General features: G+C 62.4%; 9 protein-coding genes. 7 read left to right on the top strand and 2 right to left on the bottom strand.

Annotated features, from left to right (window positions below; translation table 11 throughout):
- Window positions 1-348 precede the first annotated feature (348 nt).
- A complete protein-coding gene (locus AC1Q80_RS21230) occupies window positions 349-1218 on the top strand; it encodes an aldo/keto reductase (RefSeq protein ID WP_492361732.1) in 870 nt (289 codons plus the stop codon).
- A gap of 183 nt (window positions 1219-1401) precedes the next feature.
- On the opposite strand, the gene AC1Q80_RS21235 is transcribed toward AC1Q80_RS21230, so the two are convergent.
- Window positions 1402-3963, bottom strand: a complete 2562-nt coding sequence (locus AC1Q80_RS21235; RefSeq protein WP_492361733.1) for a GcvT family protein — start codon at window positions 3961-3963, stop codon at window positions 1402-1404.
- A gap of 623 nt (window positions 3964-4586) precedes the next feature.
- Between AC1Q80_RS21235 and AC1Q80_RS21240 the strand changes: the two genes are divergently transcribed.
- The 5 genes from AC1Q80_RS21240 (at window position 4587) to AC1Q80_RS21260 (ending at window position 10416) form a co-directional block, all read left to right on the top strand.
- The gene (locus AC1Q80_RS21240) at window positions 4587-5516 is read left to right on the top strand and encodes an ABC transporter permease (RefSeq protein WP_492361929.1); all 930 of its coding nucleotides are present in this window, start codon (window positions 4587-4589) and stop codon (window positions 5514-5516) included.
- Window positions 5517-5595: 79 nt separating this feature from the next.
- The gene (locus AC1Q80_RS21245; RefSeq protein WP_173423419.1) at window positions 5596-6597 is read left to right on the top strand and encodes a substrate-binding domain-containing protein; all 1002 of its coding nucleotides are present in this window, start codon (window positions 5596-5598) and stop codon (window positions 6595-6597) included.
- Between the two features lie 200 nt (window positions 6598-6797).
- The gene (locus AC1Q80_RS21250) at window positions 6798-8384 is read left to right on the top strand and encodes a sugar ABC transporter ATP-binding protein (RefSeq protein WP_492361734.1); all 1587 of its coding nucleotides are present in this window, start codon (window positions 6798-6800) and stop codon (window positions 8382-8384) included.
- Window positions 8381-9415: an ABC transporter permease gene (locus AC1Q80_RS21255; protein WP_492361735.1), complete on the top strand. Its 1035-nt coding sequence runs from the start codon at window positions 8381-8383 to the stop codon at window positions 9413-9415. The genes AC1Q80_RS21250 and AC1Q80_RS21255 overlap by 4 nt, the downstream gene beginning before the upstream one ends.
- Window positions 9416-9468: 53 nt before the next feature.
- On the top strand, window positions 9469-10416 hold the full coding sequence (locus AC1Q80_RS21260) for a carbohydrate kinase family protein (protein ID WP_492361736.1): 948 nt from the start codon (window positions 9469-9471) through the stop codon (window positions 10414-10416).
- Between the two features lie 59 nt (window positions 10417-10475).
- Here the strand turns inward: AC1Q80_RS21260 and AC1Q80_RS21265 are convergent, their stop codons facing one another.
- Window positions 10476-11456 (bottom strand): sugar-binding transcriptional regulator, encoded by a 981-nt coding sequence (locus AC1Q80_RS21265; protein WP_492361737.1) that lies wholly within the window; start codon window positions 11454-11456, stop codon window positions 10476-10478.
- A 462-nt stretch (window positions 11457-11918) separates the two neighbouring features.
- On the opposite strand from AC1Q80_RS21265, the gene AC1Q80_RS21270 reads away from it, so the two are divergent.
- Complete coding sequence (locus AC1Q80_RS21270) at window positions 11919-13967, top strand: bifunctional aldolase/short-chain dehydrogenase (protein WP_492361738.1); 2049 nt, start codon at window positions 11919-11921, stop codon at window positions 13965-13967.
- Window positions 13968-14033: the final 66 nt, after the last annotated feature.

Consider the following 14033-nt stretch of genomic DNA (forward strand, 5'->3'; position numbering starts at 1 on the left):
TTGCGTGCTGAGCTCTAATCGGCCCGCAGCCACGCAAAAGCACAGCACAAATTACGCCCAGTGCTTCCGTAAGGTCCGGAGACCGAAAGACGAGCCGCGGTCAAGGTGATTGGCGAGTGCATCACGGAAAAGACAAACCTGTTGCCGCGCATTTCTATCGCCCAGCATTTGCCTCGCTCCTCCATGCTGCTACAGCTTGCCGCTCCGACAGCAGGTTCCAGCGGTAGTCGGCCGTGCCGGTGCCAGGCTACCCTTCCGCAACGATATTGACAGAGTGAGCGACCTCCAATGCAGACATTCAATCTGGGAACGACCGATTTGGCTGTTTCGTCCGCAGTCCTGGGCCTGATGCGTATCGCCGATCTGAGCGATGACGCCATTCGTCAGCTGTTCAGTAAGGCGCGTGATGTCGGCATTAACGTCTTCGATCACGCCGACATCTATGGTGGCGAAGCGCATGAATGCGAGCGTCGCTTTGGTGCGGCACTACGCCTGACCGCGAGTGAGCGGGGCTCGATCGTGATACAGAGCAAGTGCGGCATTCGCCCGGGCTTTTTTGATTTCTCCAAGGAACATATCCTCCGGGCCGTCGACCGTTCTCTTGCAGCCCTGAAAACCGACTATCTGGATCTCCTTCTGCTGCATCGGCCGGATACACTGGTGGAGCCGGAGGAAGTCGCCGAGGCTTTCGACCATCTGCACGCTTCAGGCAAGGTGCGGCATTTCGGTGTATCGAACCACACACCGCGGCAGATCGATCTTCTGAAGACTGCCGTGAACCAGCCGCTGGTTGCCAATCAGATCCAGCTCAGTATCGCGCATGCCCCTTCCGTTGCCTTCGGTCTTGCAGCGAACATGGCCGGTTTGGAGCAGTCGATCGACCGCGACGGAGAGGTCATTGCCTACTCCCGCGTCAATCGGATGACCCTCCAGGCTTGGTCCCCGTTCCAGCAGGGCTTCTTCGGGGGCGTATTCGTTGGTGACGAGAAGAATTTTCCGGAACTCAATCGCGTGCTGGTCGAGCTTGCAAGCAAATACGGGGTATCGCCGTCGGCCATCGCTTATGCCTGGATCGCCCGACATCCCGCAAAGATTCAGGTGGTCTTGGGCACGACCAGCCCGGAGCGTCTCGGCGACATCGCGCCCGGTGCGGACATCACCTTGTCGCGCGAGGACTGGTACTACCTTTTCAGGGCGGCGGGGCATGTGCTCCCGTAGGAACGGCTCCGGTTCGGATCCAGGCACTGCCGCCGCGCGTGCGCCGGTTGGGCCTCGTCGTTCGTCAGCTACGCTGACTCTCTCACAGCTCGGGCGGTGACCTTGGAAATAGACAAAGGTCCGCTCGGATGTGAGCGAGCCTTTGTCTTGCGGTGTATGCACGCATGTCTCTTCAGGGCAAGATCAGCTCCGCGGCTTCAGGTTCTCCGGGTCGTAGAGCGGCTTGTAGCCGACGCTGGCAACTTCGACGGGGTAGCTCTCGGCGAAGTATTCGACGTTCAGCTTGCGGCCGACCTGGCAGTGGGACCAAGGCAGATAGGCAAGCGCGATGTTCTTGCCGATCGTGGGCCCAAAGGCGATCGAAGTGGTGTAGGAGCGGCGGCCGAGTTCGTCGACCAGCACCGCGCCGGTTTCCGGGTCCATGACGGGCAGGCTACCGACCGGGTAGCGCTTGACGCCGTTCTTGTCGGTGTTCTCCGTGAGAATGAGCGTGCACAGCATGGCCGGCTGGTGCTCGCGGGCCTTGTATTCGAGATGCTTGGCCTTGCCGCGGAAATCCACGTCCTTCACCTTCGGGCGAGCCAGATCCGCCTCGATGAGGTTGTACTGGGTCAGGAGATCGGCGTTCTGCAGGCGCAGGCTCTTTTCCATGCGACGTGAGTTTGCATAGGTTTCTACGCCGAAGGCCATGACGCCGGTTGCGCGCAGTGCGTCCCAGACGGCAAGGCCGTCTTCGTACTTCATGTGCAGTTCCCAGCCCTGCTCGCCGACATAGGAGATGCGGAAGGCGGTCACGGGTTTGCCGGCGATTTCAATCGGCTTGATTGCCGCAAAGGCGAAGTTTTCGAGGTCAAGGCCCGAGGGGTCGGCAACCACTTTCTTCAGGGTTTCGCGGGCGTTCGGGCCCCAGATGCCGATGGTGATGAACTTTTCCGAGACGTCGGTGATGGTGACATCGAGGCCGCGGTCCTCGGCGACGCGGCGCATGTACTGGAAGTCGCGCGGACCGGCATCGGCGCCGTTCACGAGGCGGCAGCGATCGGCCATGCGGAAGACGGTGAAGTCGGCCCGCACCATACCTTCGTCATCGAGGAAGTGGGTATAGATGCCCTTGCCGATATTGCCGTCGCCGCCGATCTTGGCAGCGCACAGCCACTCGAGCAGTTCGACATGGTCAGGACCAGCGATGTCGACCATATGGAAGTGCGAGAGGTTGACGATACCGCAATCGTCGCTCATCGCGAGATGTTCGGCGTTGGAAACCCGCCAGAAATGGCGGCTGTCCCATTCGTTCTCGCGCACGGGAACGCGGTCGCCGTATTTTTCGAGCAGATGTTCGTTGGCGGCGTAGCCGTGCGCGCGCTCCCAACCGCCCAGTTCCATGAAGTAGCCGCCAAGTTCCTTCTCGCGCTCATAGAAGGGCGAGCGCTTGACATTGCGGCCGCTCGCATAAGGTTCGCGCGTGTGCACAGCGGGGTAATAGATCTTCTGAGCCGCTTCGAAGCAGCGGCCCTCGATGAACTTTTCCTCGAGCTGGTGCGGGTAGAAGCGGGAATAGTCGATCGAGGCGTGGTCGATCTCGGTGCGCCCGTCGGTCATCCAGTCGGCGATCAGCTTGCCGTAGCCGGGGCCGTCCTTCACCCAGATGGCGACGCAGTACCAGAGGCCGCGCACCTTCTGGCTCTCGCCGCAGGAGGGGCCGCCGGCGGCCGAGACCTGCAAGAGGCCGTTGAAGGAATGGCCCTCATTGTAGCCGAGCTCGCCGAGAATTGGTGTCAGTTCCATGGCACGCTCGAGCGGCTCGATGATCTGTTCCATATCGAGGTCGCGCTGCGAGGGCGACAGGCGCGCCTCGTGCTTTTCAAGAATGTTACGCGGATGGCAGAGACGCGGGTTGGTGGTCTCGTAATAGCCCCACTCGATCTGGCCGCCTTCGGTGGTCTTCGGGTCGCCGGTGTCGCGCATATAGGCGGAGTTGCCCTGGTCGCGCAACAGCGGGAAGCCGATTTCCTTGCCGGTGCCTTCGAATTCGTTGTACGGGCCAAAGAAGGTGAGCGGATGGTCGACCGGCATGACCGGCAGATCCTCTCCCACCATTTCGGCGATCAGGCGGCCCCAGATGCCGGCGCAGACGACGACATGGTCGGCCATGATCGTGCCGCGATGGGTGACGACGCCCTTGATGCGGCCGTTCTCGACGATGAGTGACGTTGCCGGGGTGTTGCCGAAGATCTGCAGCTTGCCGGATTTCTCGGCCGCATCGACCAGCTTGCCGGCAACCGTCTGCGAGCGCGGGATGACGAGGCCGGCATCCGGGTCGAACATGCCGCCCATGACCTGATCTTCCTCGATCAGCGGGAACATCGCCTTGATTTCAGCCGGTGAGACATAGTGTGCGCGGGTGCCGAAGGCTTTGGCCGAGGAAAGCTTGCGCTTGATTTCTTCCATCCAGACATCGTCGCCGGTGCGTACGACTTCCAGGCCGCCGATGCGGGCGTAGTGCCCCATCTTCTCGAAGAAATCGATCGAATACTGCGTCGTCCAGACCGAAAGATAATCGTGGCTGGTGGTGTAGCAGAAGTCCGACGCGTGCGCCGTCGAGCCGATATCGGTCGGGATGCCGGATTTGTCGATGCCGACGATGTCGTCCCAGCCGCGCTCGATCAGGTGATGCGCGATCGAGGCACCAACGATGCCACCCAGCCCGATGATTACGACCTTCGCCTTTTGCGGAAACTCTGCCATTGATTGCGACCCTGATTGAAACTGAAGCCGGATTTTAGGATTTGCGGCGCTGCGACTAGAGCCTGTCTACGACATAATTATCGTGCTGCACGACCAGAGCCTGCACGCTGCAAACAGGATTTCTCTATCACCTGTCCGTCGGCGACAAGGGTGCATCTCTTCGCATGCAGGGATTTCCTCGTCGGCAGCCGTGACGCAGCACTGCCGCCGGACGGATCGCCCAGGTTGTCGGTCGTTCGGCAACGCTTGAAGACTTGCCCTTCGGAAAGGGCCGGGACCGGTTCCACGTCGGTCCAGACTCCCGCTTCGTTCAGAAATGGCGATATGGAAGCAGTGTTTCTGTTGGGGAAATTCCAAACTTTTCAGACAAATAGGAAGGTGGCGCCAGATTGCTGTTGACAATACACAACAGTCTTTGGCAAAAGTCATCGCCGACCGTGTTGGGTCGGCCGTCGCGGCATCCGAACTCGAAAGAGGTCCCGGGGCGCGGTCACGGAGCGTGCCCTGAAGCGCGCTGGGAGCCGTGGTCGCGCTGGCTTGCGAACGACCACGACGGAGGGCGCGCTTTGGAATTTCGGGTTGATCGTCAGTTGGCCTTTTTGGCCGTCGTCAACGTCGCCGTGATGGTGGCGGGCGGCGTTTTGGTCGGTGCCAGCTTCCTCGATATCTACAATCTGCAATCTATGGCCGGCCAAGTCCCTGAACTCGGCCTTCTGGCACTCGGCGTGATGCTGGCGATGATCTCCGGCAATGGCGGCATCGATCTTTCCGGCATCGCGCTTGCCAACCTGTCGGGCGTCGTCGCCTATCTCGTGTTGCGCGACACGGTTTCGCCTGACGATGCACCACTCCTGTTCAGCTGGAGCTTTGCCGGCATTGCGCTGCTGGTTGGTCTCGCCGGCGGAATGCTCAACGGCTTCCTGATCGCGCGCGCCGGGCTGACGCCGATCATCGCCACGCTCGGCACGCAGCTGTTCTTTACCGGGCTTGCGATCGCCTTCACCAACGGGTCTGCACTTGGTCTCGGCTACATCGAACCGCTCGATGCCTTCGGCAACACCCCGGTTCTGGGCGTCCCCCTGTGCTTCGCACTGTTCCTGCTGATTGCGCTTATCCTCGGAGGCGTGCTGCGCTACAGCCCGTTCGGTCTGAGGCTGCTGCTGCTCGGCAACAACGCCAAGGCCGCGCGTTATGCCGGCATTGCGGAAAAGCGCATCCTGTTTCTGACCTATACCGCCTGCGGCGTACTCGCCTCGGTCGCCGGCATCGTGATTGCCGCGCGCACCTCCAGCGTGAAGTGGGACTACGGCAATTCCTACGTGCTGATCGCCATCCTCATTGCCGTCATGGCGGGCGTCCGCCCGGAGGGTGGCTATGGCCGGGTGATCTGCGTCGTTCTTTCGGCGACGTCGCTGCAGATCCTGTCGAGCCTGTTCAACTTCATGGACATCTCCAACTTCTTCCGCGACCTCGCCTGGGGCGTGCTGCTGCTCGTCTTTCTTGCGACATCCGGTTTCGACGCCAAGGCCTGGGTCAGGGCGTTGCGCGGCTGACCTTAAGTTCCAGGGCCGGCGAGACGCCTTCGCACGCCGGCCGATCTGTCAAAATTCGAAGGTTCTTTGGGAGGAATGCATGCTTGCCATTCGTAAATTCGCTGCCTGCGCCGTTGCGCTTGGAGCATTGACTGCAACCACGGCCGCCATTGCCGAGGAAAAGCCCAGCATCGTCACCGTGGTGAAGGTCACCGGCGAAAACTGGTTCACCCGCATGAACGAAGGCGTCGACGCCTATGGCAAGGAAAATCCCGGTGTCGCCACGAGCCAGGTCGGTCCGGGCAAAGCGGATGCCGCCCAGCAGGGTCGTCTGATCGAAGATCTGGTGGCCAAGAAGGTTGCCGCGATCGCCGTTGTGCCGATGGACGCGTCCGCTCTCGAAGGCGTGCTGAAGCGCGCCAGCCAGCGCGGCATCAAGGTGATCACCCATGAAGCCGACAACATGAAGAACACGCTCGTCGACATCGAAGCCTTCGACAACAAGGTTTTTGGCGCACGGTTCAATGAAAAGATCGCCGAGTGCATGGGCAAGTCCGGCAAGTGGACTTCGTTCGTCGGCTCGCTCGGTAGCCTGACCCACGTGCAGTGGGCCGATGGCGGCTCGGAAAATGCCAAGAAGTACCCGGAGATGGAGCTGGTTTCGGAGAAGAACGAATCCTTCAATGATGCCAATCGCGCCTATGAAAAGGCGCGCGAGATCCTGCGCAAATACCCTGACATCAAGGGCTTCCAGGGCGGTTCGGCGATCGACGTCATCGGCATCGGCCGCGCCGTCGAGGAAGCCGGCCTGCAGGACAAGACATGCGTGTTCGGCATCGGCCTGCCGAAGGACACCGGCTCCTATCTGGAATCGGGCGCCGTCGACGGAATCAGCTTCTGGGATCCGAAGGATGCCGGCTACGTCATGAACAAGGTCGCCGACATGGTGTTGAAGGGCGAGGAGCTCAAGGACGGCATGGACCTCGGCGTTCCCGGTTACGAGAAGGTCACCGTCAAGAAGGGTGCCGGCGAAGGCGTGATCGTCGTTGGCCAGGCCTGGGTCGACGTCGACAAGTCGAACTACGCTAAGTACCCGTTCTGATCGGGTAGATGATGACGGCGATGCCGGGCTCGATCGTGAGCCCGGCATCGCCAGTCGAATGCCGCTATAGCGCTGCGTGTCAAACCGGATGCGCCAGGGGCGCTATAACGCTTCAAACCTGCTGCCTATCTTCTCGACGGATCGATTGTGATGTGAGGAGACGTTCAGCAGGCCTCGTTCTTTTTGGTCAGGACAGTGCCATGCAGCTCAAGCACGAAGCCGGCGCGCCGCCTCAAGGCGGCGAGATCGCGACAGCCGCAATCCCCTATCTGGAAATTCGCAACATCCAGAAAAGCTTCGGTGGCGTTCGCGCGCTGAAGGGGGTCAGTCTGTCGATCGAACCCGGGCAGATCTATCACCTGATGGGCGAGAACGGTTGCGGCAAGAGCACGCTCATCAAGATCATTTCCGGTGCACAGCCGGCGGACGCCGGCGAACTGCTCATCGACGGCAAGCCCGTCGGTCATCTGACGCCCGTTGCGGCTCTCGCGGCCGGCATCGAGACCGTCTACCAGGACTTTTCACTGCTGCCCAACCTGTCCGTCGCCGAAAATGTCGGCTTGACGCAGCAATTGGTCGCCGCTTCCGGCAAACTTGCCCGGCGGCTTGATCTCAAACAGATGCGCCAGACGGCGGAACGGGCGCTTGCCGCCGTGAACCTGCCGACGAGCCGCGCCTTTCTGTCGACGCGCACCGATGAATTGCCGATGGCGACGCGCCAGTTGATCGCGATTGCCCGCGCCATCGCGTCTGATGCCCGCCTTGTCATCATGGACGAGCCGACGACGGCGCTGACGAAACACGAGGTCGACAATCTGATCGGCATCGTCACGCGCTTGCGCGCCAAGGGCGTTGCCGTCTTGTTCGTCACGCACAAGCTTGACGAGTGCAAGGAGATCGGCGGCCGCGCAGTCATCATGCGCGACGGCCAGAAGGTCGCCGAATGCGACATCGCCGATCACACCAAGGCCGAACTCGGCTTCTGGATGACCGGCAAGGTGCTGGACGAAGCGCGTTATCGCTCCGCACCGAAGTTTGGCGAGGATCTGCTTTCCGTCGATGCGCTGTCGTTGAAGGGGGCTTTTGCCAACGTTTCCTTCTCCATGCGCGGGGGCGAGATCGTCGGCATCACCGGCCTTCTGGATTCGGGCCGCAATGAACTCGCCAGGGCAATTGCCGGCGTCGTGCCGGCCGATGCGGGGCGCATCCGCCTCGATGGCAAGGATGTGACGCCCCGCAAGCCTGCCGACGCCATCGAAGCCGGCATTGGCTACGTCCCCGAGGATCGGCTTTCGGAAGGTCTCTTTCTTGAAAAGCCGATCGAGGAGAACATCGTCGTGCCGGTGCTCGACCGCCTTCGCGGCGCCTTCGGCATCCTCGACGGTCGTCGCAGCCGCGAACTGGCGAAGCGCTCGGTCGAAGATCTGCAGGTCGTGACACCCGATGTCGCCAACCCGGTGCAGTCACTTTCCGGCGGCAACCAGCAGCGCGTGCTTATCGGCCGTTGGCTGACCATCAACCCAAAGCTTCTGGTGCTGCACGGCCCGACCGTCGGCGTCGATGTCGGATCCAAGGACACGATCTATCGGATCATCCAGCGCCTCGCGGACGAGGGCATGGGCGTCATCATCATCAGCGACGACCTGCTCGAACTGCTGCAGAACTGCGACCGGATCATGGTGATGCGCAAGGGCGAGGTGGTCGAAGCCTTCGAGGCCGAAACGCTCAAGGAAGAGGCGCTCTATCGCGCCCTGGTAGAAGAGACGACTGCGAGGACCCCGCAATGACCGACACGACATTCAACGGGGCAACCCCTGAAGGCAACGGCAAGGCTTCGCTTGCTTCGGCCTGGCGCTGGCTGCTGCGGCATCCGCCGGTCGTCACCTTCTCGCTGATCGTGCTCGTCTGCCTGGTGGTTGGGACGATCAATATGGACTTCTGGCAGGTGTCGAACCTGTTCGACATCCTGCGCGCTTCCGTCGTTCGCGGGCTCTTTGCGCTCGGGGTTCTGGTGGTGCTGGCGTCGGGCGGCATCGACGTTTCCTTCACCGCCATTGCCGCTTTCGTCATGTACACGGTGACGATGCTGGTCACCAACCTGTTGCCGGGACTGCCGATGCCGGTGATCCTGCTGGTGGCGGCCGCGGGCGGCGCCTGTTTCGGGGCGCTGAACGGCCTGCTCGTCCACACGCTGCGCGCGCCGTCGCTGATCGTGACGATCGGCACGCAATATGTCATTCGCAGCTTTCTGCTCACCTTCGTCGGCACCGCTCTCTTCATGAACATTCCGGGCTCGATGGAGGCGTTCGGCAAGCTGGCGCTGTTCACGCACCAGAGCGCCAACGGTTCGATTTCGATTCTGCCGGCCTTCGTGCTGGTGCTGGCCGTTGCTGCCGCGGTGACCTGGTGGATCCTCGAGCGCACTTTGATGGGCCGGGCCGTCTATGCCGTCGGTGGCAATCCCGGTATTGCCGAGCGTCTCGGCTACAACCTGCGCACCGTGCACATCTTCGTCTTTGCCTATGCGGGCCTGCTCGCCGGCATCGCGGGGATCATGCATGTCGCCAGCAACCGGCTTGCCAATCCGTTCGATCTGGCCGGTACCGAGCTCGAGATCATCGCAGCCGTCGTTCTCGGTGGTGCGCGCATCACCGGTGGCTCCGGCAGCGTGATCGGAACGCTGCTGGGCGTGGTGCTGATCACGCTGGTCAGCAACGTTCTCATCCTCGTCGGCATTCCGAGCACCTGGCAGCTCGCCATTATCGGCGTCTTCATCGTTCTCGCCGGCACCGTCTTTTCGCTTCGCGCAAGAGGCTAAGGGCGTTCGGCAATCATCCAGCGGTTACCATTTCAGCAGGGAAGGTTAAGTGCATGGCGCACGACGTATCTGTAATCGGATTGTATATTCTCGATATTCTCGGCCGTCCGGTGGACCGGATCCCATCCGGCGGCAACGTCGAATTTATCGACGAGATCCGCCTGACCGTAGCCGGCACTGCCGGCGGCACGGTGGTTGACCTTGCCAAGCTCGGGCTGAACTGCCTGGCGGTCGGCGCGGTCGGGGACGACGAGAAGGCGGATTTCGTGCTCGCGACGCTCGATCGCTTCGGTGTCGACCGCTCGGAGATGCAGCGCATCCCCGGCGTGCCGACATCCGCAAGCATTCTCAACATCCGCCGCAACGGCGAACGGCCGGCGCTGCACGTGCGCGGCGCTTCGGGGCATTTCGAGATACCCGCCGATGCCCGCGAGCGGGTGCTGGCGCCGCCGATCGTCCATCTTGGCGGTACGGGGCTGCTCGATCGCCTCGACGGCGAACCGAGCCGCGTTCTGCTGGAGGAAGCCAAGCGCTTCGGTCGGACGACGACGTTCGATCTGCTGGGCGCCAACGACAACACGCTGTCGCTGATCCGACCGCTCTTCCCCTTTATCGATTACTTCATGCCTTCGGTCGAAGAAGCCATGCTGATTTCCGGCCAGAAGACCGCCGAAGATGCCGGCCGCTTCTTTGCCGATCTCGGCGTCAAGCACTGCATCTTCACGCTCGGCGGCGACGGCGTCTGCTTCCTCGATGCCGATGGCAAGAGCCTGCGTCTGCCGGCTTTCGAGATCGACGTGGTCGACACCACCGGCTGCGGCGATGCCTTCAATGCCGGCTTCATCGCCGGGCTGCATCACCGCATGGAGACGGAGACCGCCTTGAAGTTTGCTCAGGCGTCGGCCGCACTCGTGGCGACCGGACTCGGGTCGGATGCCGGCATCACCTCGTTTGAGGCGACCTGGGACTTCATGAACAATGCCCGCGTGAAGGCCAGCTGACGCCGGGTCCCGCAGAAAAGACCGTCCGCTGCCCGATCCGACATCGGGCAGCGGAGCTGTTACTGCAGCAGCAATTCCGCCGTGGCGATGTCGGTGACCAGATGGGTGGGATAGCCGCCCTTCAGCGTCGCCCGGATCGCCGTCAGCTTGCTGGCGCCACCGGCAACGCACAGGCGCCGAGGCACCTGGCTCAACTCGTTGAGCTCGATGCCGACCATGCGGTTGTCGAGATCGCCGCGCACCGGCCGTCCTTCGGCGTCGATGAAGCGGCAGATCAGCACTCCGACCGCGCCGCCGGCCTGGTAGGCGTCGATGTCCTCCTGGCCGGTGATGTTGGCCGAGCGGATCAACGTCTCGGGGCCGATGTCGCCGACGCCGAAGAGGATGATGTTCGAGGAGTGGATGAGCTCGAACTGCTTGACCAGGACCTGTTCGGCCAGAAGTGCCTGTTTCAGCTCGGGTGTCGACAGCAGGGCTGGGGCAAGTAGGTTGATGCAGCGGGCATGGATGCGGCGCGACATCAGCGAGGTGCAGAATTCAGGCGCGAAGTCCGGGTTGGCAATCGAGCTTCCGGAGACCTGCACGACCGTCAATCCCTCCACCGGCTCGGGCAGCGAGATGCTGTCGGCAACCGCCAGCACCGTGCGCCCCCAAGCAACGCCGATCGTGTCGCCCGGCTGCACCATATCGGCAAGCAGGCGCGCTCCGGCTTCACCGAGACGCTGCACCAGGTCGCTGTTGTCGACGGCCGGAATGACCAATGCCCCCTCGAGGCCAAACTTGTCCTTCAGGCGTCGCGCAATGCCGGTGCGGAAGCCGACTTCGGTGTTGAGCCGAATATTGACCAGCCCGCGCTCGCGGGCCTCCTGAAGGTAGTTGACGATCGTGGCCCGGGACACGCCGAGCATCTTGGCGATCTCGCTCTGGGTGAGCTGGTCGACATAATAGAGCCAGGCGGCCCAGACGACGCCATCGTCGAACTCCGCGGGCAGCGCTATGCCTTCGCCCACTCCCCGGTTCGCCCGCGTGCTATCCATCATCGTCTGCTCCCCTGGATTGTCATGGCTTCTCCTGAAGCGGAAAAAGTGTCCGCCGTCAAACAAATTTGCCATGCTTGTTGACACATGACACTACATGGTGGCAATTGTCTCGGCGAAGGTTTTGGGAGACGCCGAGATGCAATGGACGACTATAGGCGCGTGCAAACGGGTTGGAAACGAACCAGTCGGCCGAGCGCTGCGTCCAGCCATTTTCGCCTCCGCAAACCCGCTGCAACTCACTCGCGACGTCGATTGCGGTTTCGGGCGCACTCAGCCCCGGATCGATGACGCAGCAGCGAGGCTTCGCCTGCAGGCCGCCGGCGGATAGGCCACCCAGTGTCTTCACGGCGCGTGCAGGACGAACGATCGTCCTGCACGCGATCCGATGGAGGGCCGGCGACAGGACTTGATTTTCAAACCCCATAGGAAACGCTGCCAAGCGCGGGAAGACAGGAGACTTTGATGAAATCCAGATGGTCAGAAGCCGAATTCGCCCGTGTCGTCGACAGCTATGTCAATGCCGGCGTCAACCGGGACCTTGCTATCCGCACCTACACGACCCGGCTTCTCGGCTCGGATCCTGAGCTGGTGCTGCACGGCGGCGGCAACACCTCGGTCAAGACCACGTTTACGGAGATGGATGGGTCCGAGGTCGCCGTTCTGTGCGTCAAGGGCAGCGGCTGGGACATGGGCACGATCGAGCCGGCGGGCCTGCCCGCAGTCAGGCTCGAGCCGCTTCAGGCCATGGTCAAATTCCCTGTCCTCAGCGACGACGACATGGTGATGCTGCAGCGCCGGCTGCTCATCGATCCCGCCGCACCGAACCCGTCGGTCGAGGCGATCCTGCACGCCAACCTGCCGTTCCGGCACATCGACCACACCCATGCCAACGCCATCGTGTCGCTGACAAACCAGCCGCATGGCGAGGATCTGGTGCGCGAACTGTTCCCGGACTCCATCATCGTCCCCTACGTCATGCCGGGCTTCGATCTTGCCAAGGCCTGCGACGCGGCGTTTCGCGCCAATCCGAGCGCCGACGGCATGATCCTGCTGAAGCACGGCATCTTCACCTGGTCGGAAGATCCGCGCGAATCCTATGAAAAGATGATCGCGGCCATCGACAAGGCCGAGCGTCGCATTGCCCGCGGCAACCCGCGTCCGTTCAAAACCGTCGAACAGGCGGCTTCGCTGGCAACGGCGGCCGAGATCGCGCCGGTCCTGCGCGGCGCCATAGCGATCGACAGCGGCATTGAAGGCTGCCCGCGCCGCTTCGTGCTCGAGCACCGCTCAGGTGCGGAGGTTCTCGATTTCTGCAATGCAGAGAATGTTGCCGATCTGGCCCATCGCGGCAACGCCACCCCCGAGCATGTCATCCACATCAAGCGCTTTGGCGTGGCGCTGCCGGCTCCGATTGCCGGCGACATGACGGCCTGGGCCGAAAAGGTGCGCGCCGCCGTCGCCGCCTACAATGACGAGTATCGCGCCTATTTCGAGCGCAACAACGCCCGCGTCGGCGGCATCAAGCGCATGCTCGATCCGATGCCGCGGGTCTTTTACGTCGCCGGCGTCGGCCTGTTTGCCGCCGGGCCGTCGAAGAAGGCTGCTCGTGTCGGCGCCGATGTTGCCGAGGCGACGATCGCCGTGATCCGTAATGCCGAAGGCATCGAGAGCTTCGAGGCGCTGTCGGAAGAAGACCTCTTCGACATCGAATACTGGTCGCTGGAGCAGGTGAAGCTGACGAAGCAGGCTGAAAAACCGCTGAGCCGGCAGGTTGCCGTGATCACTGGTGGTGCCGGTGGCCTCGGACTGGCGATTGCCGAGGCGCTCCACGCCGAGGGCGCCGAGATCGCCCTGCTCGATCTTGCGGAGGATGCCTTGAAGAAGGAATCCGCTCGCCTTGGCGGCATCGGTCTCGTCTGCGATGTGACCAAGCCGGAGGCGGTCGACGCCGCCCTTGCCGACGTGGCGAGGCATTTCGGCGGTGTCGATATCGTCATCTCGAACGCCGGTGCCGCCTTCCAGGGCGCGCTGCTGGATGTGTCGGAGGAGGTCTTCCAGAAGGCCTTCGCGCTCAATTTCTGGGGGCATCATTATATCGCCCGCAGCGCCGTCAGGATCATGAAGGCCCAGAAGACCGGCGGCGCGCTGGTGTTCAATGTCTCGAAGCAGGCGGTCAATCCCGGTCCCGACTTCGGTCCCTACGGAACGTCGAAAGCGGCGCTGATGGCGCTGATGCGCCAGTACGCCGTCGAACACGGTGCCGACGGCATCACCTCGAACGCGGTCAATGCGGACCGCATCCGTACCGGCCTGATGACTGACCAGATGATCGAGGAGCGCAGCCAGGCCCGCGGCATTTCGCCGGAGAGCTACATGCGCGGCAACCTAGTCAAGCGTGAAGTCACGGCCCGGGATGTTGCGGCCGCCTTCGTCCACCTCGCCAAGGCGCGCACCAGCACCGGTGCGGTCCTCACGGTCGACGGCGGCAATGTCGGCGCGATGATGCGCTGAGTTTCAGGCATCGGACATTCGACCAAGCATGACAGCACCCAGCCCGGTAGGTCCAACCTTCCCGGG

The organism is Ensifer sp. GW823-FHT05D09, from assembly GCF_058795755.1.